Genomic DNA, 24,816 nt, shown 5'->3' with positions numbered 1-24,816 from the left:
TACAACTAGGAGACACCATGAAGCCAACAAAAAAGATACTCACCGCACTGACCACGGCCGCTCTGCTCAGCATGACAGGCCTTAGCCAGGCAGCCCCTCAAAAATGGACAATGACCAGCACCTGGCCCGCCTCCATCGAATTAGTGGAGATGGACAAAAAGTGGGTCGAGCTTGCCAATAAGCTGGTCGGCGACGAGCTGAAAATTGAATTTTTTGAAGGCGGCTCTCTTGTCCCAACCGGTGAGGTCTTTAGCGCGGTAGAGTCCGGCACCATTCAGGCCGGTGCCGACTGGCCCGGCTATTGGGCAGGCCGTAACCCAGCCTTCTCCCCGCTGGCCACGCACTCGAGCTTGTTCAATGCCATTGACTATGCCAACTGGATCAAAGAATGGGGCGGTGCAGAGCTCTATAACGAGATTTACGGTAAATACGGCATGGTCTATCTGCCCTATGCCATTACCAATAATGAGTCGGGCTTTCGCACCAACACCCCCATTCGTAACCTGGAAGAGCTAAAAGGCAAGCGCCTGCGCTTATCCGGTCTGGAACAAGGTCAGGTGCTGGAGAAAATCGGTGGCACCCAGGTATCGATGGCCGGCCAGGAGCTGTATCAATCGCTGGAGCGCGGCGTGATTGACGGCGCCGAGTTCTCGACGCCCAACGTGGATGTCTCGGCGGGCCTGCATCAAGTCACCAAGCACTGGTCCACACCTGGCTGGCATCAATCTGCCTCTGTATTTGGCGTCATGATCAATAAAGCGGCCTGGGATGCCTTGAGCGACACCACCAAGGAAAAGCTGAAGATTGCCGCCGACGCAACCATGATGTGGTCCATTGCCTTTACCGAAAAACGAGCCACCGAAGGTTTGCGCACTTTCCAAAAAGCGGGTGTTCAAATCCACCGCATGGATGACGAAAGTCTGAAAACCATTCAGCAGGTAACCAACGAGGTCATGATTTCCGTGGCCTGCAGCAACCCCGATGCCGCCAAAGTCTATGCCAGCCAGATCGAATACCTGCAAGACTACAAAGACTGGCGCGAGACCTCCATGCCCTTTAATCTGGGACGCCCCATTGACGGCCCGGACCTGGAAAAAATCAAGGCCTGCATGAAGTAAGAGCCTGCTCGTTCATGAGTCAGAAAACGATAGTGGTTCGCCACTATCGTTTTTTAACTCGCCAGACCCCGCAACAATGAGACCGTCATGAGTTTGATCTCTTTACCCGGCAGCTTACTGATTGGTGGTGGTGTTCTAGAGCAACTACCCGATTTGCTGCGCTCGATGCACTGCCAGAAAGCGCTTCTCATTACCGACCCCACCATGGTCTCGTTGGGCCATCCACAGCGGGTCCAGACTTTGCTGGCCCAGCACAACATACACTGCGATATCTTTTCCGAGACTGTCCCCGAACCCACCGCCGCCTCGATTCAGGCCGGTGTCGTTCAAGCCAGCAGCGATACGTACGATGTCATGATTGCCTTGGGCGGTGGCAGCCCGATTGATAGCGCCAAAGCCATTTCCGTTCTGAGCCGTCATGGCGGTACGATCCGAGACTACGCCGTTCCAGCCCACGTCACCCGCAAAGGGCTTGCTCTGATTGCCATCCCCACTACGGCCGGCACCGGCTCTGAGTTCACCCGTTTCACCATCATTACCGACGAACAAAACGACGAAAAGCTACTGTGCACTGGCCCGGCCTTTGTACCGGACGCGGCGCTGATCGACTATGAGTTGACTCTGACAGTCCCGCCGCGCACGACTGCCGACACCGGCATTGACGCCATGACACACGCTATCGAAGCGTATGTCAGTCGCAAGGCCAATGCCTACAGTGACAGCCAGGCATTGGCGGCAATGAACCTGATCGGTCCCAACCTGGAGCGAGTCTACCAGGACGGTCAAAACCGTCCTGCCCGTGAAGCCATGATGCTCGGAGCGAGCCTGGCAGGTGTTGCCTTTTCTGCCGCTTCAGTGGCACTGGTGCATGGTATGAGCCGCCCCATCGGCGCCTTCTTTCATGTTCCGCATGGTCTGTCCAATGCCATCCTACTACCGACGGTCACGGCCTTCTCCATCCCGGCAGCCCCTGAACGCTATGCACAATGTGCCCGAGCCTTAGGGTTCGCTGCACCTGAGGATAACGACACCCTGGCCAATCAAAAACTGCTGAGCACATTGCATCAACTTAACCAGAACTTGCAGGTTCCCAGCCTACGTGCCCTTGGTATTGAGCAATCACATTTTGACTCTCTACGCCCAACCATGGCCCAACAAGCCCTGGCTTCAGGATCACCCAACAATAACCCCCGGCTTGCGTCTCAAGAAGAGATTGAGGCCCTGTATGCTCAACTCTGGACCTAAGCGGCCTTCAAGAACAGTCGTGTCTTGGCCCACTCCTGCTCGTCGCAACGAAAATAAAAAATAAACCCCAAATCAAAAAACGTGGGGTTCATCAGCAATCTGGATCGTGGTAAACACGATCGTTTTTTTTGTGCCCGCCAGTCAGGTTTGGCCCGCTTTGATCACTACAAGACCTCCAGAAAAGCACGTAAAGCCTGGATTTCCTCGTCACTCAAGTTCAGCTCCCGGATCCGTTCAGACTTGCGCGGCACCAATGGACCGGTTTCTTTAGGGTCCGGGCCCATTGCCGCATCGTACATACGCAGCAGGCCGTCCAGACTAGGGAACAAACCATTGTGCATCCAGGGACCGGCCTTGGCGACATTACGCAAACTGGGAGTGCGGAACAAGCCCAGATCAGCGGGGTCTCGGCTCCACTCGAACCGCCCCAGATCCTGCAAACGACGTCCATAAAAAGACAGGCCAATATTGTGAAAACCGTTGTCCGTCAACATGGGGCCGTTATGACAGTTCATGCAACGCGCCTTGGTACGAAACAGATGCAGGCCGATCAGCTCCTGATCATTCAAAGCGGCCGTATCCCCGGCGATAAAGTCATCAAAGCGCGTTGCTGCCGGACGGAGGGTGACTACATAAGCGGCCAAGGCTCGGGCCAATCGCGCGGCGTCGATGGGATTGGATGAGGATGCGCCAAAGGCTTGTTGAAATGCCTGTCTATAGTCCTCTGACTCCTGCAAACGCGGCATCAAGTCACTCAAGGCATGGTTCATTTCCAGCGGATTTTCAATAGGGCCAACAACTTGCTCCTGCAAGGTGTTGGCACGGCCATCCCAGAACAAAGCTTTGGCAAACGGCGCAGCAAACAAGGGCGGAGTACGGCGCTTGCCCATCAAGCCGTCCTCCCCGACGGCGGAGGCTTTGCCATCGGTAAAGGACTTGTCCGGCTGATGACAGGACGCACAAGAAATCTGCTTTTTGCGGGACAGTTGCTTATCAAAAAATAACCGGGCACCCAAGGAGACAATCTGTGTGTTCCTGGCATCCTCTGCCGCCTGGGGCTGGGCGCTGGAGCCCGGCCCCGGCACGGGCCCCCACTCTTGCCAGGGCTGCCCCGGATCAATAGTGGGCGCAGGCCATTGAGCGGGGACATTTTTATAGAGGATGCGTAGACACTCGGCCTCCAGCCTGTCCTTAGCTCCACAGGATTGCTCTGTTATCTCCGACGCGGAAGGCCCCGTAGTGAGCACAGGAGCAGAAGCTAAACCTGAGCCAAGCTTCTGCTCCGCTCCTGTCTCCACTCCCCCCGCCGCGCAAGCGGCTCCTGGCAGCACGGTTGCCAGTGCCACCATCAGCAAACTTGAGCCTGCTCGCCCCCCTTTTAATATCGATAGGAAGCGCGCAACCACAGCTCTCGTCCTGTGCGATAAAGGTTCGGGTTCAGCACCGAAGTCGGTGTCGAGACCACTACGGGCGCTTGCTTGTCCAGCACGTTTAGCACATCCAGCCCCAGGCCCAGACCTTTAAGCATGGCCGGCTCCCAATCCAGGCGCATATCCCAGGTCCAATAGGAACCGACCCGACCGGACTCATACTTTTCCAGTCCGTCGTTCCGACTCAGACCCACATAATGCACATCCATGCGCGCACTGTTCCAGTTGATCCGGTTGTTCATCTGCAAACCATAACGCGCCCACCTACCAGTCACACCGGCACTGACTCGCCAAGGCAGGTTGTAATCCCCCACTGGACGATCGCCCCGGCGTATCAGGTCACCGTTGTAATAGATGTTCTCCTCCTGTGCTTCGGCCTCGCCATCGTAGCCGTCAGCCAGCTTGTTATTGCGCTTGCTGTGCTGATAAGTCACATCCACACGCGCTGTCCACAGGCTCTCGCCCAAGGTCCAAGGGGCCGTGCTCATCAGACTCAAGGTAAAAGCATCCGTTTTGGACTTACCGTTGTTCGTGTAGGTGTAGCCTGTCTTGGCCAGCCCTTCGAGAGAGACTTGTTGACGACCATAACGGCGTACATAGGCCAGCTCGGCGGCCACCTTGCTCGATAACTGCTGCTGCAAGCGCAAGGCCCACTCGTCGTCATACGGTGTTCTCAGCCCATCCAGCTTGTAGGCCGTGTGCGACGGCCGGTCGACCGGCTTGCCCCCCGTCACCAACAAAGTGTGTAGTTGGCTCTTGCGCTCACGCATGGCGGTTCCAAGAATATCCATGCCGTAATAACGCGACCAGCCACCCGACAGGCGAGTTTCTCCTGTTCCCAGCACATCCCATTCCAGCAAGGTACGTGGCGCCAGATTGGTGTTGCCAAAGTAATTGTCTTTATCCATGCGCAAGCCCGTGGTCAGGGCCAGATTCTGCCAGGACAGGCGATCCGACACATAAACGGATGCATTGGTATAGCTGACTCCTACCTCTCCAGCACGGTAGTAGTTCAAGGTCTGGACCTTGCTAGCTTGCCCGCCGCTGTAATGACGTTTTTGCCCCCCATACGCATCCTGATGACGGACAAACTCTCCCTTGGTGTGGGCCAGCTCAAAACCCACATAAGGCGTATGTTCAATGGCCCCGGTCTGGAACGGCTTGAACTCCAGTCGAGACTTCAAGGTCAGGTTGCGCTGCTCGGTGGATTCCTGCCCAAACCCGCCGCTGATATAGGTGTAGTCTGGTCGGCCATTAGGCAAAAACACCATATTGACCATGTACTCCGTGCCGTCGGAATTACGGTAGCTGTTCATCTGGTCATAACCCAGTTGCACACGGCCTAGCCCCCACCCAAAGTCATGGTTCAGATCGAAACCCAGACCATAGGCTTTCTGTTGATGCTGCCACTGAACCCGATTGGCCAGGATGCCGGAATCCACCAGGTCCTCGCGCCGATCCGCGTACTTGAAGGTCAGGGCGGAGTCCGTGCTGGCACTCCAACGGGTATGAACTTTGGCGAACACATTATCGACACGGTCCTTGGAGTTCGTATTCACATCGATGAACGCCTTCTCGTGCAAGACGCGCATGGTGCGATCAATGCTGGACTCACGCCGGGACACATTGATCAAGGCAGCGGTGCTATCCGTAATGCCCACATCCAGCATGGCGGACGAAAAGCGCTTGGTCCAGGCAGGAGTGAAACCCGGTTCACCGGCCCCAAACTTTTTCTTTTGCTCTTCGGGCACAGTCTGCGACGTTAGCCCCGAAGAGTTGTAGCTGAAGTCCGCACGAAAGCTGTTATCCCCCTTGGGATCTCGCACCTTGGCATCGACCACGCCCCCGGTAAAGCGACCATACTCCACGGGAATGCTGCTATCGAGCACCGTTACGCTCTCCAGCATATGGGTATCCAGGTTGTAGGCCTGAGCATAGGCGGGCACGTTGCCCACCTGCAGGTTCAAATTACGGCTGGCCGGATCAATCTGATTGGTGGAGCTGATGCCATCAATCTGGAACTGATTCTGGAAGGGGCTGGCCCCATAAAAGCTGATATCTTCCAGCGCCAAAGAGCCACGATTTGCACTGGTTTTTGCGGCTTCGTTCTGACGAACAGCCGGGTTGTCGGCCAGAAGGCTGGACAGATCACGGTTACCCGCTGCGCGTTGATCCAGTTCTTCGCGGGAATAACGGCGCTCTCCGACGCGCTGCCCGTGGACACGGACGGGATCGAGCACGGACAAGCCTTTGGCAACAGGAGCCGTCACAATCGTATAACGCTGATCGCCCTGAGCTCTGGCCGCCAGTCCCCAAGGGGCCAGCAAGGTATCCAAAGCCTGCTCAACCGTCAGTTCACCTTGCAAGGCTACAGCGCGCTTTTCCCGAACCTGCCCCGGTGAAAACGCGATCTCCACCTGGGCTTGACGGCCAATCTGCAAGAGTGCATCGGCCAAAGGCTGAGACGCCATATCCAGCACGATCGGCCCGGCCGCGTGCGCCTGCATGGGCTGCATCAGCAGCAAGACACTGGCCATCAAGATAGCCACTTGCCCCTGCTTAAAGCGCGAGCCTTGGGAAGAAGAAAAAGAGTCGGTTGCCACGCCGGAACGAACATGCCTGCGCATGGCAAAAAGAGGCGGCGTGTCCTGCAAAGCGCACTTCATGATGGAGCATCCTATGTAAACAACTACCCTCAGGACGCTGTGCTACCCCTCTTTCCTCACCCCTGATGACCATCGTATTTTTTTATTGATAATAATTATCATTAGTAAATAACTATAAGCCCCGGCAACTCCCTGATTTGTAAGCCTTGCCCCACGGTCAGCAAGTTCAGGGCGGCGGCTGGCCGAGCCGCTTGCACCACACCGGACACCCGCGTTGCCTCCGCCTTCTCGCTACCCATCCAGATCACGCGATGCGTGTACTGTCCCAACTGACGGGCCGCTTCCCGCAGGCTGACATCATCAAAACTCAGTAAACCATTCGTCCAGGCCGGGGCCGCTTCCGCGTGTGTGGAAGCCGTAGACTGGGCCAATTGCGCCTGCAATTGCCCGTGCGCCACCGTGGCCCTGTCTCCCGGCTGCAAGATCACCGGCTGCGACGTATCGCAAGACTGGCACTGCACCTGCACGGTATGTTCATACACTGCCACAGTACTGACCTGATCGTTAAAGCTGACCTCGTAGCGCGTCCCCAAGGCCGTCGCCTGCGCCAGGCCGGTTTGCACAGTGAACGGGCCGGTCTGAGCCGTGGCAGGCACCACCTGAAAGAAGGCGCGCCCCGACTCCACGCTGACCTGCCGTTGGCCATGTTCAAAATTCAGACGCACACGGGTCTGCGCGTCCAGAATCGCCACCGAGCCATCAGGCAGACTTAATTGGGTGATCTCTACCCCACTGTTAATCAAACCTTGCTGCTCAAACATCTGCCAGGCGTAAAAAGACGCCCCCATCAAGACACAGGCACTGGCCAGCGTTTTGACACGGGATTTTCGCTTATTACGGGCAATGGGCAGCACCGACACCTGATCCAGTCGCCGCCAACTGGCCGCCAAGGCATCATAGGTTTGAGCATGTAAAGGATCAGCCCCATACCAGGCATCGAACTGAGCCAGGGTGTCCGGCTCTAGCTTGGCACCTTCTTTGCGCACCACCCAACGAGCGGCATCTTCATCCACACGGCTCCAGGCCGAATCTGGCGGCGCCTTCATTCTGCGCAATTAAAGACTTGGTGCGCCACCAGCAAAATACGCATCATGTGTTTTTCAATGGTGCTCTCGGACACCGACAACTTCTGGGCGATCTGCGCGTAGCTCATCTCTTCACAGCGATGCATCATAAAAATACGTACGCTGCGCTGGGACTGAGCCATCAGGGCCTGCTCCAGACGCTGCAAGGTTTCCTTGGCCAGCACTTCCTCGTACGTATCCGGGGCATGGTGATGGGCGACACTCAAGGCGTAGCCATCGAACGCAGCCTGCTCGCGTGTTTGACGCCGATACCAATCCGCCGCGATATTGGCGGCAACTTTGAACACATAGGCTCTGTGGTTGTCCGCCGTAACCTGCTTCCCCTTCTCCAACAAACGCAGCCACGTGTCATGTGCGCAGTCTTGCGCCAGTTCAGAACAATGCGTACGCCTGCGCAAATAACGGATCAAATCCGGGTAATGGGTCAGGAACGCCGCCGTCAGCTTGGACATAGAAAGACAATCAGATAAACATACAATTAATAATCATTCTCATTATTATATACACGCCCAGCACCTTGTTTGCTACTACCTGCCATTAATACGCTGACTAATGGTTGCCGTCGCCTGGATGCCTTCCCCTGTCTGCAGGCATAAAAAAAGCGCAGCGTGTCTATACGCTGCGCCTGCCAAAAACCCAAGTTTGAGTGCTTAGGCTTTCTTCAAGTACATGGCCTTTAACAAATAGCTAATGCCATCAATCTTGCAATCGACTTCGTGGTCACCCCGAACCAGACGGATGCCTTTGGCCTTGGCCCCCTTTTTCAAGGTATTGGAACCTTTCACCTTCAGGTCTCGGATCAGAATCACATCGTCGCCAGCGGCCAGCACATTGCCGTTGCTGTCTTTAACGATCAGCTCATCACCATCAGTTTCAGACTCCAAGGCCGGGTCTGCGTCTTGCCATTCATAGCCACAATCGGCACATACCCATTGCTCGGTGTCATGGTAGGTATTTTCCAAGGTGCACTGAGGACAGGGAAGCGGTGTGCTCATATTTTTTTCCTGTAAAAAGCTGGGTGCTGCTGCACCAGAAGTGCGGCCAGTTTAGCCCTTTGCATCAGGAAGGCCAAAAACGCTGAGCCCCAATACAGCCAGACCGTACCTTTCACGGGCACCTGCCTGCGTATTGCGAAACGGTTGTCTGCACAAACTCGAACCTGTTGAGCATCACACTAACAAGGCAACAATCTGTTCAAGCACCAATCCCATACCGCCTGGGCCGACTGTCTGACCGGGGCTGAGCGCCTGCGCACCAGATAGAAGTCCGGTCCCAAAATCCCTGCCTGCGCCACCTGCACCAAGCGCCCAGCGGCCAGATCCGTTGCCACAAAAGCCTTGCAGGCCAAAGCCACGCCTTGGCCTGCCATAGCAGCATCCAATGCCAGCGTTGTCTGGTTGAATACCGCGCCCGGCAACTTGCCGCCGGCTTTCAAGAAGGTAGCCCAATGCCCTTGAGCGTCATGCAATAAGGGCAACACACGCAACTGTTCAAGCGATAAAGGAAGCGTCATATTCCCCACCAAACGGGGGCTGGCCACGGCCACGACATCCTGACGAAACAACAACTGGGCCTCCAGGTCTGCCGCAAAAGGCGGGCGAGTCAGGCGCACGGCAATATCAACCTGATCGCGCTCAAAATCCGACAAGGCCTCCGTTGCCACGGTACGTAGCTCCACATCAGGCAAGGCCGCCTGCAAATCCCCCAGGCGGGGAATCAGTAACTTGGCAGCCACCGTGGGCGTGACACTGATCGTGACCGTATCAGGGCGTACCAACAAGCGCCCTGTTGCATCAGCCAAGGTATCAAAAGCACGAGTCACCTCGGCCAGATAGGCCGCACCCGGCAAAGTCAGTTGCAAACCACGCGGATGACGTTGAAACAGCGCAAGGCCCAAATGCTCTTCCAAGGCCCGGACTTGCTGGGCAACAGCCCCTTGCGTCACCCCCAGCTCATCGGCGGCAGCACGGAAACTCAAACGACGACCAGACACTTCAAAAGCACGCAAGGCATTGAGCGGGGGCAAGGAACGGCGAGATTTCATCATTTTTTAACAGTAGTTTTTCTACACCCTTGAAGGCTTATTTATCGCATGATTTTTCCAATGCAGGCTGAAATAATAGTATCAATCTCAATACAAGGAGGATTTCATGACTGTAGAAAAAGTAGCACTTATTAGCGCAGGCGGCTCGGGTATGGGTGCCGCAGCGGCCCGCAAACTGGCCCAAGATGGCTACCACGTCGCCATCCTGTCCTCGTCCGGCAAGGGCGAGGCTTTGGCCAAGGAGTTGGGCGGCATCGGTCTGACCGGATCGAATCAATCCAACGAGGACTTGCAGCGGCTGGTTGACCTGACCATGCAACGCTGGGGACGTATCGACGCCCTGGTCAGCTCCGCCGGACACGGCCCGCGTGGCCCGGTTCTGGAGATCAGCGACGAAGACTGGCACAAAGGCATGGACGTCTACTTTCTGAATGCCGTGCGTCCAGCGCGACTGGTGGCACCCATCATGGCCGCGCAAGGTGGTGGGGCGATTGTGAATATTTCTACAGCCTGGGCGTTTGAGCCTGCGGAGATGTTCCCCACGTCGGCGGTATTTCGCGCCGGACTGGCCAGCTTCACCAAGATTTTTGCAGACAGCTATGCAGCCAAGAATGTACGCATGAACAACGTGCTGCCCGGCTGGATTGATAGCCTGCCCGCCACGGAAGAGCGACGAGAAAGCGTGCCCATGGGACGCTATGGCAAAGCCGAGGAAATTGCAGCGACAATTGCGTTTTTGTTATCGGATGGCGCTGGGTATATTACCGGCCAGAACATCAAGGTGGATGGTGGACTGACTCGGTCGGTGTGAACGATAAAAGGCTGATCAGGCTGCTGTATGCATACTGGCTAGAAGCCGTCTGACTCTAAGCACTCACACTGAACCACATCAAACGACACGTGCATTCTGACGTATCCAAGGTGACAAAAGCCGTAGACCGTCATGCCACATAGGTATGGCTGGCAGGCCCCAAATTATTAGGTTTGACAGTTTTTTTCTCTCTGCTGAGGGCTGTCGTCTATATGAAGCATGGAACGCTAGCGTTCCTTCAAAATCGCCACAATAATAGACTTCAGTGCTGCAATCGCCTCTTCAACACTATATTCTCCGATGGATACTGACCTGGCAACCTCTTCAATCGCCCCGAAAATTGCAATAAACCTCAGCCTGACGTCTGCTCCTTTTTTCGTCATGAAACAGCGAAAGATTTCCTCGTATGCGTCCGCAAAGAAGTCCCTGATGCGTAGTCGTATATCCTGATAATCAGGATAGGCCAGCAGTGCAGAAACAATCGCTTCGTATTGATTGCCGCCGTAGCAGGTGCACTCGATGTATGAGACGACTACTGCCTCAGCCGCGCACTCTATTGTTTTAGCGCCGGAGGAAATGGCTGCCTGAGTCGCTGCAATGACTCGCTCGTCGTAGCGTCTATAAAGCTGGATGAGCAGGCCTTCCCGAGTAGAGAAGTGGTCATACGTAAGAGCTTTTGTCACACCAGCCTTATCGGCAAGAGTGATGAGAGTCAGGGCCTCCGTCCCGTTGGCCCTGACGATACTATCGGCAACGGAGAGCAACTGCTCCCGTCTTTCCTGCTTGGATAAGCGCTTGGCCATCACTTTGCCCTCCCTTTTGCAGGGCTGGGAAATACAACAAACATCTGATCCACATAAATAAACACTGCTATTGCCGAGAGCATCATTTCACCGATTTTGTTCAGTTTCGTTTTGAATCGTCTTAAGGTTCGATAAACAAGGCTTTCTGAGCAAGCAGGATAACAATGCGTACAGTAACCAGACCGCCTACGAAGAAAAAGAAGCGAAGAAACTGTGTTCATTATGCTCATCCGTAGCGCGGTCCCTGACATCACGTGGTTAATTGTGTTCGTCACTACTCGCGCCAAAGTGTGCATGCGCATCGAAGCTAAGGTACAAAAGAAGTTCGCTATATCCTGGATAAGGATGTATGGCACTTTGCAATCCCTGTAGCGGAATGCCATGTTGCTTCATGACTTGGAGTTCACCAAGTAATTCACAAGCTCGTTCACCCAGGATACTGGCCCCGAGAATGTGGCCATGCTTATCGCACACAACCTTTCCCATACCGACGGTTTTCTGATCAACGACGGCGCGGTCCAGGTCAGAGTATTTGCCCGTGAATACGGTTATTTCATCACCGTAAACGCCTCGGGCCTCCTCTTCCGATAGACCGCAATGCGCCAGTTCAGGCTCCGTAAACGTGCACCAGGCCACCCCGTCCAGGCTGATCGGCTTCGGCGAGTCTGAGCTATACAGATTGCGTACAAGCTCTCTTGCCTGATAACCACCGGTGTGCGAGAACAGATAGGGGCCAACCACATCACCAACCGCATAGATACCTGGTGTAGTTGTTTCACAGAAGTCATCAACCTTGATTCCCTTTGCGTCATACTCGACACCCACATCGGAGAGATTGATGGTATCGGTATTAGGTTTTCGTCCCAATGCCAGTAAAAGACTATGGCCTCGAATTTCTTCAATGCTGTCTCCGGCGGCGAAGGACAAAACAATATCAGCGCCCTCCTGCCGAACCGACTTGACTGTGCGGCCAACATAGATCCCCACACCTTCTTTCGATAACATGTCTTGAACTGCACCAGCAAACTCTGGCTCCTCACGAGGCAAAATTGTTTCCGCCTGATCTACAAGCTTGACCTTGACTCCCAACCGTTGGAATGCCTGCGACAACTCGACGCCAATGGCGCCAGCGCCCAAAACGATCAGACTCTCCGGCAGGGATTCGAGCTGGAAGATATTTTCGTTGGTCAAATAGGGAACGCTCTGCAGGCCAGGAATACCCGGCACGACGGGCGACGAGCCGGTAGCAATCACTATCCGGTCTGCATAGATAGCCTGGCCATCAACATCAAGCGTCGTATTATCAATCAAACGTGCAGTGCCATGTCGGTACTCAATACCTGCATCTTGCAACGTGGGTACCGCTTCTGCTTGGTGGGCCTCTTCAATCAATGCCCTGACTTTGCGCATGATCGCAGCGCCATCGATGGCAATTGAGGCATACTTTTGCGCTACCTTGACATCTTTGGCTATCTGAATGAGCGCTTTACTTGGGATACACCCAGCCCATGTGCACTCTCCACCGGGCTTGTGTCTCTCGATGAGAACCACCCGTTTCCCAGCAGAAACAGCTGTCAGTGCCGAATTCAACCCACCGGCTCCAGCGCCAATCACGGCCAGATCAAAACTTTGCACGCCTACTCCTAGTCTTTCTAACAAGCACTGCTCATTAACCATTAACTTACCTTTGGTATATTACCTTTAGTAAGTTATGGAGTAAAGCCCTGTAACCGGATTGATTTAACAAGGCCCAGTGAGGATGGAATAGTGTGAATAACCGGGTCTGATGAATGACCGTCCCCCGTTTATGGGGTAGAGCCAGTAGAGCCTTTAGCAACTTGGTGGCGCATCCCAGGCACAACGGTGCAACGCCGTGCTGCGATATGAACTCACGCAATTCTGTATATAAACCATCGCTCCACTATCTGATGAGCCCCAGATAAAAAGCCGCTGTCTGCCAGGATATTGGGGGTTGCTGGCAGACGCCGCCTCAGCCAGGCAAGACCGTTTGTTGAATGCTCTTGGCTCTCGCTCCCCTTGCGGCAGCACCACACATGCCGCTTATAGCTAGCGCGCAAATTGATGAGGTGGGTGAACGTCCAAGCTACGCGCTTTGCATTGCACGAAAGTATCCGAGTGGATACAATCAATTCCATGAACACGATCAACCGCAGCGAAACCTTCAGCACCTGGCTGATAGGCTTAAAAGACCTCAAAGCCAGAGCGAAGATCGTGGTTCGCATCAAACAAGCCAGCCTGGGCAATTTCGGAGACGTAAAGCCAATTAGTGATGGTGTGTATGAAATGCGCATCCACTTCGGTCCTGGCTACCGTCTCTACTATGCTCGTGAGGGCCGTGTGGTCTATCTGCTGCTTAGCGGTGGTGACAAGTCCTCCCAAAAGCAAGACATCAAAACTGCAATCGCCATGTGGAAACAAATTCAGGAGGATCAATCATGACCACCATTAAAACCGCCCCCTTCGACGCTGCTGAATACCTTGATAGCGAGGAAGCTATTGCCGAGTACCTCTCGGCTGCTTTGGAAGAAGACGATCCAGCCTTGTTCCTCTCTGCGCTTGCGGATGTGGTCAAAGCCCGAGGCATGACAAAAATGGCTAAAGACGCCGGTGTAGGCCGAGAAAGCCTGTACAAGGCTCTTGCTCCGGGCGCCAAGCCACGATATGACACTGTCTTGAAGTTAGCGCGGGCTGCTGGGGTGAAATTAACGGTAGAGCCGATCTCACGTTGTAACGCAACCTAAACCATCAGGAGCACCTACGATACGCGCACCTTGCGCCAACTCACTTAGATACTGCTCGACCCGCTAGTGGTCTAAACCTACAAAGAAAGCAGACTGTTCGCTTTCGACCCAAACCAGCTGCTCAAACGTCGGGAAGATAGTCGCTCAACATCAAAAACTCAGAAGTGCTGCGTGGTTTTATAGCTCAGCATTCCTGCGCAGTAGGTTAGGGCACCTTTACATGTGCAATTATCTCTTTGACACGAATACGCGCAGCATAAACACTAATCGCTAAACAAAGTTGCCCAACCAAACTTGCAACGAACAATAATAGTCCGGTGCCCGTACCTATTCCAGACTTAACCACCCACGGCAAGAAGGACATGATCGTGAACAGCCCAGCAAAGCCCAAGCTGGTCCACGTATGAATCTTCAACCGCCAATAATCCGCCCAGTTCGTAAGGATGCGGATGGTCTCCTTATCTTCCTGTAGCAAAACTCGTATCTCATTGATTATCCACGCAGCTAAGACAGTAGGCAGCAGCATCAGGTAATTCAATACTTCGTTATTCAATGAAAGCGAAGAGGCCAAGGATTCCAATTCGCTTTCAAAATACACGAATGCCAACCAAGCGCCAGCCAGTATCAGTGTCTCAACGCTGACTACGATAACTCTGAGTATGTAAAGCGTACGCATAAGGTTTAATGCTTCATGTCGCGTTCGGTACTGACTCGCTCGAATTGCACTCGTGCGAACTTTGCAAGTAACTCAGGCTCCGGTTCCTTATCAAAAAGGAAACTCTTTTGCGACTCGGAGGTCCTCACTACTACTTCGTTATCGCCCTCCGTACCAACAGCCTTACCCGACCCATAGCCATCAGCTGCCATGAGCACAGCAGCGTCAGTAATAGCAAGGGGGTGTGTCGGCTCGTACTTGGGATTTTCAAGGATGTCCTTTATAAGCGTGAGCAGTTGCGTCGACAACCCCCCCGGTTTCTCAGACTTTTCTCGAACAGACACCTCATCAGCTTGACGCTTCTTCACATATTCATCAAGGCTACCCCAGAGGCGCCCGAAAAGAGGATTGGGTGGGTGCACCTTCGCCGAAAGTTCAGTGATTCTATCTAGGCTCCAAAGCTTCTGAAGAAAGGCGCGATAGTCAGTGACTGGCTCTACAGTGCAGTCGACAAAAAAATTATCGTATGCTGCTTCAACAATTGCCTTAAAACGACGGGGAAATATATCCTCTTGAATCCCATTCCAGACATGAAGGAAAGCCAAACCTGAGAATTGAGGGAGGTACACAAATGGAGCACTGGCCTCAAGAAGATTTTTTGCCCGTGCCTGAAGTTGGTTTTTGGATGTTTCGTCAACAACCTTAACCTTTCCTTCCTTCGAGTACTTCGTGAGGTTGCCGAATACGAAGGGATCCGTGGCGTCACGCATGTCAATTGCATCTGTAACCGTCCACTCAAACTGGCCAATTGCCACAGTAGGAGCATTAATTATTGCATCAAGTAGCTTGGTCTGATTTAATTGCCCAAGCTTTATTACTCTCGCCATATAGTACCGACCGCGTCGCATTGTTCGATTTTCCTGTTTATTATATAAAAAACCCTAACGATTGATGCTGGTGATGCTGAAACTATTGTACCGAATACATTGTTTCAAATTACTGAGAATTTTGACTATTAATATAACTCCAACATACTGTGCTTATGTCTGACTCTATATCTACTCCTAGCCTATTGTTTTAAAAAACTGTCCAGTCCTAAAATAGGTTGACAGGTTTTACTGCACTAACAACGCCTGATGCACCGCATCAGGCGTTTTGTATTTCAAGGCGGTATGAGGCCTTTCCTGGTTATAGATACGCACCGATTGAGCCACCATTTTTCTGGCCTGGGCTAGATCGGCAGGACGATTGAGCAAGACCCCCCCTTCAGAATGCCGTTGACCCGTTCAGCCAAGGCGTTTTGGTAACAGTCATAGCCGTCCGTCATGGAGCACACTAGGCCATGACGACGATGAATGGCCTGATAGTGACTTGAGCAGTCTTAAATTCCACGATCCGAATGGTGAATCAAGCTTGTGCGAGTATGACGACCCCGCACCGCCATGTTCAAGGCTCGGCTGACCTCTTGGGCCTGCAAGCTGGCATGCACGTGATAACCCACGATCTTGCGAGACTAGGCATCGGTGATCAAGCTCAGATACACGCACTTGCTGCGCGTAGGCAGGTACGTAATGTCAGCGATCCAGACCTGCTCGGGCCCGGTGGGCACCACTTGGTGGGGACCGTCTTTGAGCAGATTGGGATGACGCCAGAAGCGATGATGGCTCGGGGTGGTCTTGTGGTAGGCCCGCTGGGGTGGCACTAGCAAACGTGCCGTACGCAGAATCGCAAACAAGCGATCCCGTCCTATGGGGTAAGCAAGGCGAGTACGAAGTACATGATGCAGCTTGCGCGTGCCCAGGCGAGGTTGGTGCAGCCGGATCGGCTGCACCAACTCAATCACCTGCTGGGCCTGGCGCGTAGCGGCCCGCTCTCGCTGGCACCGCTGATAATACGCTTGGCGACTGATGCCGATAAAGCGGCAAGCTCTCTGGATGCTCAGTCCGGGGACTTGACCACCACCGATAGCTTGCCCGAGGACTTTTTTACCGTGATCCCGTGCTCGTCTCGCATGATCTCGATGACCTTCTCAAACAGAGCCGACTTCAGCTTCTCATCGTGCAACTGCTTCTCCAGTTCTTTAATACGCTGCTCGGGGGTTAACGGTTTGTTCGATGTATTGGGCGTGGCCGCTCCAGGCTTGCGTCGGCCTCGGGGCGAGGTCCAGTCCTGCAAGCCGTGTTACGGCACCATACTAAAACGGTCGAGCGACCTTGAATACCGTAGCGTTGCTGAGCCTGCTTGTAGGTTAGCTCACCTTGCTCAACTTGCTCGACCACACGCAATTTAAAAGCCAAGCTGTAATCACGTTGGCTACGTCGGATGCCTTGTCCCAATTGACTCTCCTTCGATAGAGGGAAAAAGTGTCAACGTAATTCAGGACGGGTCGCAGAAAACAAAAAAACCACCCGGCTGGGTGGCTTTAATGTCCTGATTTAACAGGGGTATTCTGGTGGCGCATCCCTGATTCGAACAGGGGACCTGCGGATTATGATTCCGTCGCTCTAACCTGCTGAGCTAATGCGCCGAAGAAGAAATTATAGCAAGATTTCTTCTTTTGGCAAGCACTTATCTCGAACTTTTTTCATCTTTTTGATGATTTTCTCCTATGGAAACGCTAAGCCCTTGTATTTATTAGGCTTAGCCATTTCCAGATGCTCTTACCCAAACCGGGCACATGCTACAAAAAGTAAGCACTCAAGCCATCCCCCCTTCTCTCCCCCTTGCGCGCTATCAATCCTGTTTGTCATTCTCTGTTGCTACACTGCCTGCTCGGCGCTAGATCCGTCTTCATTTAATGACTCGTCCGTGATCCGGACTTTCCACAGGAATTTTGTTTATGGCCAGTACGCTTGCTATTGTTGTCTCGCTTTTGCTGCTGATGTTTTTCGCTTATCGGGGGGTGACGGTTCTGTTGCTGGCTCCCTTGATGGCCGCCTTAGCTGTGCTGCTCTCGGGGGACTCCGGGTTTTTGTTGCCCATCTACACCTCCACCTTCATGAGCGCGCTTAGCGGCTATGTACTTCAGTTCTTGCCCATCTTCCTGTTAGGTGCCTTGTTTGGTCAGTTGATGGCAGACTCCGGAGCGGCTCAGGCAATTGCTCAATGGATTACACACAAACTGGGGCATCGCCATGCGATTGCCACCATTGTGTTGGTATGCGGCGTACTGACTTATGGGGGGGTGTCCTTGTTTGTGGTGGCCTTTGCCATCTACCCGATTGCCAAGGATCTGTTTCGTGCGGCAGGTATTCCCAAGCGTTTGATCCCGGCTTCGATTGCCTTGGGTTCCTTCACCTTCACCATGACTGCTCTGCCTGGCACGCCTGCCATTCAGAACGCGATTCCTATTCCCTACTACGGCACCAACGTGTTTGCGGCCCCTGGCCTGGGGATTATTGGTGCTTTGATCATGGCTTTGGGTGGTTTGTGGTGGCTACAGTCGCGAGCACGCAAAGCCATTGCCCGAGGTGAAGACTATGGCGATCACGGACAGGATCATTTTGATGCTAGCGCCGAAGACAGCACGCATACTCAGAAGCCCATGCCCATTTTCCTGGCTATCCTGCCTTTGATTCTGGTGATTGGCATCAACGCCTTGTTTACCTATCGCATTTTTCCCGGCACGAACTTTACATTCATGGCCGAGCGTTTCCCTCAAGTTGACCCTGCCAAGATTACGGGTCTGTGGGCGCTGATTATCGCCTTGATTACGGCAAGTCTGGTGCTGATCATCAGTCGTCTGGGTCACTGGAAAAGCCTGCGCGAGAGCATCAACAAAGGCGTGTTTGGTTTTATGCTGCCCTTGTTCAATACAGCCTCTGAAGTTGGTTACGGTGCCGTCATTGCCAGCCTGGCAGGTTTTGCGATTATTAGAGACTTTGTGTTGAACGTAGCCCCCGGCAATCCGCTGATTTCGGAAGCGGTCGCCATGACGACGCTGGCCGGGATTACGGGTTCGTCCTCGGGTGGTTTGAGCATTGCCTTGCAGACGCTGGGTTCAGATTATCTGGCGATGGCTCAACAAGCCGGCATCAGCCCGGAGCTACTGCACCGTGTGGCGGTGATGGCTGCCGGTGGTCTGGATACGCTCCCCCATTGCGGCGCGATTATTACCTTGCTGTCCATCTGCAAGCTCAATCACCGCCAGTCCTATGGCAATATCGCCATGGTGACCATGGTGACGCCTTTGATTGCGCTGATTGCAGTCATCACACTGGGGACGATTTTTGGCAGCTTCTAAGCAGGTTTAAAAAACAGACTCTCTATAAAGCAGCGATGTGCGGATTTCCGCCTAGCTGCTTTTTTTATGGGCCCTATCTTTTTTTCGCGAAAATCCGTAACGCTTTGCCATCCGGCAACCACCCTCAGCGTGCTAGGATTCAGAAATAGGTTCCCGAGTCATCAAGATCAATAATCAGGAGCACACCATGAACTACACCTACACCCTTAATGAGTTAGGCACTGAAGCCATTCGTCAGTTTGTTCTGGATCGTGGCCAGCCTGATCTGAACCTGCAGGCTTATATGGCCGCCGCCGAGGTCGAAGCTGACAATTTCAATGCAGGTGGCAGCCAGCGCGGCCAGATAGAGATCGACTCCAACTGCAGCAAGGACGGTTTGACCCACACGTTGCTACTGGAAAAACACTGGTTTGCGACCCAGCCTGTTCCTGAAACTCCCAGCGAGGACAGCTTCTTCTAATAGAAGCAGGTTTGTCTGTAAGTGCATAACCGTTAGTTAGACAGACACAAGCTCAGTTATCTCCCCCCTCTCTATAGACATTGGCCCAGACACGCCCAAACGGCTGTCTGGGCCTGAAACTATCTGAAAGGCCAACACGACTCTATAGAGAAGCTGACTATTGCCTGAGGCGCTGATGTATTCGAGTGCTGGAGCAGGACAACAACAACTAGGGCTCACAGTCCTCGATCAGGCATTGCACTGAAACAAGTCCTTCCCCGTTCTAATCCACCTGCAAACCAATCCTATACGCCAAGTCCCCAAAACGGTCGATATCATTCCAGATCATGGCCTTGAAGCCACTGGCTTGCGCTGATTGATTGTCTTCTTGCGGCGTATAGCCCAGTCCCAGCAGTTGCGATTGCATGGCTGGGTCCGCCACAATGTGTTGCACGACACGATTCAACGTTTTGATGATGTGTTCAGGCGTATGAGACGGCGCCAACAAACCGTGCCATTGGTCCAGCTCGAAATCAGTTTCACTGATTTCAGCCACGGTAGGCACATGGGGTAAAACCGGACTGCGCTGGGCTGAAGTGACGGCCAAGGCACGCAAGTGTCCAGACTCGATCAAGGTGGCCGCACTGGACAAGGTCACGATCCCGATAGGCACTTGCCCGGCAACCACGTCATTTAATGCCGGCCCGCAGCCACGATACGGGATGTGCAGCAAGGTCGTGCTCCACAAGTCGTAAAGCATTTCCCCGGCCAGATGCTGGGGAGTGCCATTACCGCAGGAGGCATACGCCAACGACGGTTCGGACTTCTGCTCCAGCACCTGTTCCAGAGTCTGAATAGTCGAGTCATGCCCGGTGACAATCACGGAAGGTACAAAACCGATATTGGCGATCGGCGCAAAGTCTTCTTTGGGCTTGAAGCCCAGATTACGAAAAACACCGGGATTGATGGCAAAAGAGCTATTGGCCATCAACAAGGTATAGCCATCGGCACGAGCGTAGGCTACTGCGCGTGCGCCAATATTGCCGCTGGCACCGGGGCGGTTGTCGATAATGACGGGTTGACCCAGGTTTTTTTCCAGCTCGGGCCCCAACTTGCGGGCCAGCAAATCCGTCCCGCCCCCAGGCGGAAAGGTGACAATCACGGTAATAGGCCTGACGGGATACTTCTCCACCTGCCCGGCAGTCATCTCCTTGGCCTGCGCCGCCTGATGACTCATGCCCAACGCCACGATTGCCAGCAAGGCGGCGACAGCCACCCGCTTACCCACCTGAAAACCCGCCATGACAGCCAACACGTTTCTCTACTCAAGCATCCAGACCAATATCCAGTACACGGGCACTGTGCGTAATCCAGCCCACTGCAATTCGGTCTACACCGCAACGGGCAATTTCTACGGCTGTTTCTGGGGTGATACGGCCAGAGGCTTCGGTTTTGGCACGGCCTGCCACACGGGCCACGGCCTCGGTCAAGGTTACGGTGTCCATATTGTCCAGCAGAATGCTGTCCACCCCCAGTTCCAGCACCTCGTCCAGTTGCTCCAGGGTGTCAACTTCCACCTCGATGCAAACCAGATGACCAATGTACGCACGGGCCGCTTCCACGGCGGCTTTGACGCCTCCGGCCACAGCGATGTGGTTATCTTTAATTAGTACCGCGTCATCCAGACCAAAGCGATGGTTGCTACCACCACCGACCCGCACCGCGTATTTCTGCACGGCACGCAGGCCTGGCATGGTTTTGCGGGTGCAGGTGACTTTGGTGCCATAAGGCGCAATCGCGCGGGCGATGGAGGCCGTTGCCGATGCCACGCCACTTAGATGCCCCAGAAAGTTCAAGGCGCAACGCTCTGCCGTCAGCATGGAACGGGCCGAGCCGCTGATGACCGCAATCTGTGCACCTGGCGTCAAGGCATCCCCATCTTGCAATTGAGCTTCAAAGCGCAGCGTAGGGTCCAACAAGGTGAACGCCAAACGCGCCAAATCCAGACCCGCCAATACGCCTTCCTCTCGGGCAAGCAAACGCATCTGAGTGCGTGTTGCTGCAGGAACGATGGAATCCGTCGTCAAATCACCGGCGCGGCCCAAGTCTTCTTGCAAAGTGGCGCGCACCAAAGGCTCAAGAATGACGTCGGGCAAGGCAGGGATACGGTGAGCTCGTGTCTGTGCAGCTTGCGCTGCCGGCTCGGGGGCATTTGTTATGCTCATTATGAGTATTTAAATTACTAAAAATAAGGCCTACTGGCACGGTGCATTTATGCTATTCCTGAGCATAAGCACTGTCAAGCCATCGGCCCAATTTTTAGCGGGCTTGTTTGGCCAGCGGCAATTTACTGCCCGAAATGGCGCGCTCAAACAAAACGTCCCCACGGAAGCGAAACAGCTTGGCGGGTCGGCCTGACCCTCCCAGGCTCATGGCGCCAGTTTCTTCCACCAAAGCTTGCTGCTCGATCAAACGGCGGAAATTTTGCTTATGCAGTCCCCGCCCAGCCAAAGCTTCCACAGCCTGCTGCAATTGCAACAAGGTGAATTCTGGTGGCATCAGCTCAAACACCACGGGACGGTATTTGATTTTGGCACGCAGACGCGCCAAGCCAGTGGCCAGAATACGGCGGTGATCGTGGCGCATGCCCAGACCCAGCTCATCATGCTTGCCCAGCTCTTGCTGTTCACGCTGGCGACGGCGACAGGACTCGGGCAACAAGCCCGCCTCATACAGCAGCTCGTAGCGCTGCAAGACAAAGTCCTCGTTCCAGATTGCCCCTTCCAGGCCAAAGCTGTAATTGACTCGCTGACGACGCAAGGCGCGCAAGGACTCATCCTGCTCGCACCAGTTCAGCAGCGCAGGCACGATGGTGCTCTGAATAATGCTGGGCGCGCCGTCGCGCCAGTCTTCCCACGGGAAATAGCGGTAACAATCCTGCCAGATCACCTGGGCCACATCCGGTTGACCCACTTCACGTGTCAGCCCGACATAGCTGACCGACACAATACGCATGCCCTGCGCATCAAAACGATCCCTATCTGCAAAGGTATATAGCTGCTCCACATACCCTACCGGGTGATGAGTCTGGGTTTCCACCCAATCGCGCAGCCCCGTTTGCAAAGAACGGTGCGTGTGCTGAAACGGTCCGGCGGGCAAGGCCTGTCCGGCATCCGTGGTCAAAACACGAGGCTCACCGTCACTGACAGCCACCAAAACAGCCACCAGTTCCGCACTGACTACAGGTTCCTGCATATCGCTCACATATTCTCCTTCTGAATCGCGCCAGTGCGCGTCTGGCGGATTATAAGCGAGGCCCGCCCTGCTCCGGTTGACGACAGCCATACTACCGGCAAATACAGTCAGTACATTATTTTCAGATGATCAAATTATCATTCATGAACATCTAAGCCTAAAGAAATGAACCTGGCTGCCGTTAAGCGTTTGAACTGTATGTGTTTGCCATAAATGACAAGCAAGCGCTCAGTCAGAGGCCTGATCAGACAACAGTTTCACGCTTTGTTCTGCTCCGCCATTCGCAAAAATATAAGGCTTTTGACAATTTAGCTTGTTTCCAGACAAACCGAAGCCTATGCCTTTTGCATGGTCCATGCGGGCTTGACGGCCCCCCGCGCCCCCTTTGTTCTCCTCCAGGATGATGAATGCGTAAGAATTTCCCCATTACCCAGGACGAGGTTCGCGTCCGGGCCGATCAGTACCTCATTTCAAAGACCGATCTGAAAGGTCGGATTACCTACGCGAACGCGGCCTTTATTGCAATCAGCGGCTTTACCCGTGAGGAGCTGGTTGGCAAGGCTCATAATCTGGTCCGTCACCCCGACATGCCGCCCGAGGCCTTCCAGGATTTCTGGGATACCTTGCAAAGCAAACGCCCCTGGATGGGCGTGGTCAAAAACCGTCGCAAAGACGGTGGCTTTTACTGGGTGTACGCCATGGCGGTGCCCATTTATGAAAATGGCACAGTGGCCGGTTATGCATCCGTGCGCGTCAAGCCCAGCCAGGAACAGATCGACGAGGCAGAAAGCCTGTATGCCGCCATCAATGAAGGACGCGCCAAGGGCGTGCGCTTGCATGAAGGCCGTGCCGTTCCCACAGGCTGGCGCAAAGCCCTGAGCCAACTACGCCGCCCTTTCAGCAATTCCCTGCGTGCCAGCCTGTTCCGCATGGGCACCTTGGCGCTGGCGACCACCGGCACGGCCCTATACTTCGCCCTGACCGGTGGAGTTCCCCAAGGTTCGGGCTTGTGGCTGACGGGCGGCTTGTGTCTGGCCAGTGCCGTGATGATGGGCTACGGCTGGCTGATTGCCCAACGCGTGATCCGCCCCCTGGACCAAGCCTCTCTGATTGCTCAACAAATTGCGACCGGCAACCTGCAACTGGACATTGACCTGAACTCCAGCGAAAGCAATTCGGAAATTGGTCAGCTTTACTTCTGTCTGGATTTGATGCGCAAGAGCCTGGTGGGGATTGCCAGCGACGCCCGCGCCGGCATTGACGCCTCTATCCATGCTGCGCGCATTTTGGAAGTGAACAATACCAATCTGGCCTCGCGCACTGAGGATCAGGCCGCGTCCTTGCAAGAAACCGCCGCCAGCATGGAAGAGCTGACGGTGACCGTACGCCAGAACGCCGACAACGCCAATCAAGCCAGCCAACTGGCCGATGCCAGTATGCAGATTGCCCAACGGGGTGGCGAAGTGGTCAATGAAGTAGTGCAGACCATGCAAGGCATTCACGACAGCTCGCGTCGTATTGGCGATATCGTCACCGTGATTGAAGGCATTGCCTTCCAAACCAATATCCTGGCGCTGAATGCGGCCGTGGAATCAGCCCGTGCTGGTGAAGCAGGCCGTGGTTTTGCTGTGGTGGCCGGTGAAGTGCGTAGTCTGGCCCAGAAAAGCTCGCAAGCCGCAGGCGAGATCAAAAACCTGATTGATGCTTCGGTGGGCCGCATGGCCGTGGGTGCCGAGCAAGCCGCCCGCGCGGGCGACACCATGGGTGAGGTCGTCGATTCGGTTAAACGCGTCACCGACATTATTGGCGAGATTTCCACCGCCTCGATCGAACAAGCCAGCGGTTTGGATCAGATCAACGAAGCCATGGCCAAGATGGATGGAGTCACCCAGCAAAATGCAGCCTTGGTGCAGGATCTGGGCAACACCATGAGCGATCTGGCCACGGAAGCGTCCGAACTGGCTGACGCGATCAAGGCCTTGAATACCGGTTCAGCCGAAACCACCCAAAATGCCCCCGCGTTGACCCAACTGAGCAAGGCGCCCACCATGCAGGTGCTGTCTTACCAGAACACGCCCCCCTTTCAGGCTCAAAGTGCCAAAACAGCGAACGCCCGCCTGGAAGCGATTCGCCGCTAAACCATAAAATCAGGCTCGGCGGTTCCCTCACCGAGCCTGACACAACTGACAGCTAGACAAAACAATAAATCTGGGATCGAGTTTTAAACCCGACATCCCTGAAAAAAATAATCAATAATAAA

General features: G+C 54.3%; 21 protein-coding genes, 1 tRNA gene and 2 pseudogenes. 8 read left to right on the top strand and 16 right to left on the bottom strand.

Going from position 1 to position 24,816, the window contains the following annotated elements; all coding sequences use genetic code 11:
- Positions 1-17 precede the first annotated feature (17 nt).
- Positions 18-1,118 carry a TRAP transporter substrate-binding protein DctP gene (gene dctP / locus OKX01_RS06390; protein WP_094196168.1) on the top strand — a complete coding sequence of 367 codons (1,101 nt, stop codon included), beginning with the start codon at positions 18-20 and terminating at the stop codon, positions 1,116-1,118.
- Between the two features lie 87 nt (positions 1,119-1,205).
- Positions 1,206-2,363, top strand: a complete 1,158-nt coding sequence (locus OKX01_RS06385) for an iron-containing alcohol dehydrogenase (RefSeq protein WP_094196167.1) — start codon at positions 1,206-1,208, stop codon at positions 2,361-2,363.
- Between the two features lie 164 nt (positions 2,364-2,527).
- Here OKX01_RS06385 and OKX01_RS06380 read toward each other — a convergent pair whose 3' ends face one another.
- The 6 genes from OKX01_RS06380 to OKX01_RS06355 form a co-directional block, all read right to left on the bottom strand.
- A complete protein-coding gene (locus OKX01_RS06380; RefSeq protein ID WP_264672637.1) occupies positions 2,528-3,448 on the bottom strand; it encodes a cytochrome-c peroxidase in 921 nt (306 codons plus the stop codon).
- Between the two features lie 293 nt (positions 3,449-3,741).
- Complete coding sequence (locus OKX01_RS06375; RefSeq protein WP_094196166.1) at positions 3,742-6,459, bottom strand: TonB-dependent receptor; 2,718 nt, start codon at positions 6,457-6,459, stop codon at positions 3,742-3,744.
- 101 nt (positions 6,460-6,560) lie between these two features.
- Entirely contained in the window at positions 6,561-7,505 is a 945-nt protein-coding gene (locus OKX01_RS06370) for a FecR family protein (protein WP_094196165.1), read from the bottom strand.
- The gene (locus OKX01_RS06365) at positions 7,502-7,996 is read right to left on the bottom strand and encodes an RNA polymerase sigma factor (protein ID WP_094196164.1); all 495 of its coding nucleotides are present in this window, start codon (positions 7,994-7,996) and stop codon (positions 7,502-7,504) included. Before OKX01_RS06365 ends, OKX01_RS06370 begins: the two co-directional genes overlap by 4 nt.
- 198 nt (positions 7,997-8,194) lie before the next feature.
- Positions 8,195-8,539 carry a zinc ribbon domain-containing protein YjdM gene (locus tag OKX01_RS06360; protein WP_094196163.1) on the bottom strand — a complete coding sequence of 115 codons (345 nt, stop codon included), beginning with the start codon at positions 8,537-8,539 and terminating at the stop codon, positions 8,195-8,197.
- Positions 8,540-8,718: 179 nt separating this feature from the next.
- Positions 8,719-9,591, bottom strand: coding sequence for a LysR substrate-binding domain-containing protein (locus OKX01_RS06355; RefSeq protein ID WP_094196162.1), 873 nt, complete (start codon positions 9,589-9,591; stop codon positions 8,719-8,721).
- 103 nt (positions 9,592-9,694) lie between these two features.
- On the opposite strand from OKX01_RS06355, the gene OKX01_RS06350 reads away from it, so the two are divergent.
- On the top strand, positions 9,695-10,399 hold the full coding sequence (locus OKX01_RS06350; protein WP_125277628.1) for an SDR family oxidoreductase: 705 nt from the start codon (positions 9,695-9,697) through the stop codon (positions 10,397-10,399).
- Positions 10,400-10,467: 68 nt separating this feature from the next.
- On the opposite strand, the pseudogene OKX01_RS06345 reads toward OKX01_RS06350, so the two are convergent.
- From OKX01_RS06345 to OKX01_RS06335, 3 genes and pseudogenes are all read right to left on the bottom strand, one after another.
- Positions 10,468-10,545, bottom strand: a pseudogene (locus OKX01_RS06345) (hypothetical protein); the annotation flags it as partial.
- Positions 10,546-10,626: 81 nt separating this feature from the next.
- Positions 10,627-11,202, bottom strand: a complete 576-nt coding sequence (locus OKX01_RS06340; RefSeq protein WP_108727216.1) for a TetR/AcrR family transcriptional regulator — start codon at positions 11,200-11,202, stop codon at positions 10,627-10,629.
- 258 nt (positions 11,203-11,460) lie between these two features.
- Complete coding sequence (locus OKX01_RS06335) at positions 11,461-12,837, bottom strand: dihydrolipoyl dehydrogenase family protein (protein WP_264672636.1); 1,377 nt, start codon at positions 12,835-12,837, stop codon at positions 11,461-11,463.
- 519 nt (positions 12,838-13,356) lie between these two features.
- On the opposite strand from OKX01_RS06335, the gene OKX01_RS06330 reads away from it, so the two are divergent.
- Complete coding sequence (locus OKX01_RS06330) at positions 13,357-13,662, top strand: type II toxin-antitoxin system RelE/ParE family toxin (protein WP_264672635.1); 306 nt, start codon at positions 13,357-13,359, stop codon at positions 13,660-13,662.
- Positions 13,659-13,964, top strand: a complete 306-nt coding sequence (locus OKX01_RS06325) for an addiction module antidote protein (protein ID WP_264672634.1) — start codon at positions 13,659-13,661, stop codon at positions 13,962-13,964. Before OKX01_RS06330 ends, OKX01_RS06325 begins: the two co-directional genes overlap by 4 nt.
- A 205-nt stretch (positions 13,965-14,169) precedes the next feature.
- Here OKX01_RS06325 and OKX01_RS06320 read toward each other — a convergent pair whose 3' ends face one another.
- The 4 genes and pseudogenes from OKX01_RS06320 to OKX01_RS06305 form a co-directional block, all read right to left on the bottom strand.
- A complete protein-coding gene (locus OKX01_RS06320) occupies positions 14,170-14,640 on the bottom strand; it encodes a hypothetical protein (protein ID WP_264672633.1) in 471 nt (156 codons plus the stop codon).
- 5 nt (positions 14,641-14,645) lie between these two features.
- On the bottom strand, positions 14,646-15,527 hold the full coding sequence (locus OKX01_RS06315) for a hypothetical protein (RefSeq protein ID WP_264672632.1): 882 nt from the start codon (positions 15,525-15,527) through the stop codon (positions 14,646-14,648).
- A gap of 207 nt (positions 15,528-15,734) precedes the next feature.
- A pseudogene (locus OKX01_RS06310) lies at positions 15,735-16,955 on the bottom strand (IS3 family transposase).
- 114 nt (positions 16,956-17,069) lie between these two features.
- Positions 17,070-17,146, bottom strand: a tRNA-Met gene (locus OKX01_RS06305).
- A gap of 312 nt (positions 17,147-17,458) precedes the next feature.
- Here OKX01_RS06305 and OKX01_RS06300 point away from each other — a divergent pair.
- Together OKX01_RS06300 and OKX01_RS06295 are read left to right on the top strand one after the other, a co-directional pair.
- Positions 17,459-18,862, top strand: a complete 1,404-nt coding sequence (locus OKX01_RS06300) for a GntP family permease (RefSeq protein ID WP_264672631.1) — start codon at positions 17,459-17,461, stop codon at positions 18,860-18,862.
- Between the two features lie 187 nt (positions 18,863-19,049).
- Complete coding sequence (locus tag OKX01_RS06295; protein ID WP_094196159.1) at positions 19,050-19,322, top strand: hypothetical protein; 273 nt, start codon at positions 19,050-19,052, stop codon at positions 19,320-19,322.
- A 262-nt stretch (positions 19,323-19,584) separates the two neighbouring features.
- Here OKX01_RS06295 and OKX01_RS06290 read toward each other — a convergent pair whose 3' ends face one another.
- The 3 genes from OKX01_RS06290 to OKX01_RS06280 all read right to left on the bottom strand — a co-directional run bounded on the left by OKX01_RS06290 (position 19,585) and on the right by OKX01_RS06280 (position 22,556).
- Complete coding sequence (locus OKX01_RS06290; protein ID WP_264672630.1) at positions 19,585-20,604, bottom strand: tripartite tricarboxylate transporter substrate binding protein; 1,020 nt, start codon at positions 20,602-20,604, stop codon at positions 19,585-19,587.
- 22 nt (positions 20,605-20,626) lie between these two features.
- A complete protein-coding gene (gene nadC, locus OKX01_RS06285; protein WP_264672629.1) occupies positions 20,627-21,526 on the bottom strand; it encodes a carboxylating nicotinate-nucleotide diphosphorylase in 900 nt (299 codons plus the stop codon).
- A 94-nt stretch (positions 21,527-21,620) separates the two neighbouring features.
- Positions 21,621-22,556, bottom strand: coding sequence for an NUDIX hydrolase (locus tag OKX01_RS06280; RefSeq protein ID WP_162496925.1), 936 nt, complete (start codon positions 22,554-22,556; stop codon positions 21,621-21,623).
- Between the two features lie 407 nt (positions 22,557-22,963).
- On the opposite strand from OKX01_RS06280, the gene OKX01_RS06275 reads away from it, so the two are divergent.
- Positions 22,964-24,694 (top strand): PAS domain-containing methyl-accepting chemotaxis protein, encoded by a 1,731-nt coding sequence (locus OKX01_RS06275; protein ID WP_230018689.1) that lies wholly within the window; start codon positions 22,964-22,966, stop codon positions 24,692-24,694.
- Positions 24,695-24,816: the final 122 nt, after the last annotated feature.

Origin of the sequence: Alcaligenes sp. SMD-FA (genome assembly GCF_025960365.1) — a bacterium.
Taxonomy (GTDB): domain Bacteria; phylum Pseudomonadota; class Gammaproteobacteria; order Burkholderiales; family Burkholderiaceae_B; genus Alcaligenes; species Alcaligenes aquatilis.
Note: the sequence above shows the minus strand (reverse complement) of the source record. Positions and strands in the feature narration are given on the sequence as shown.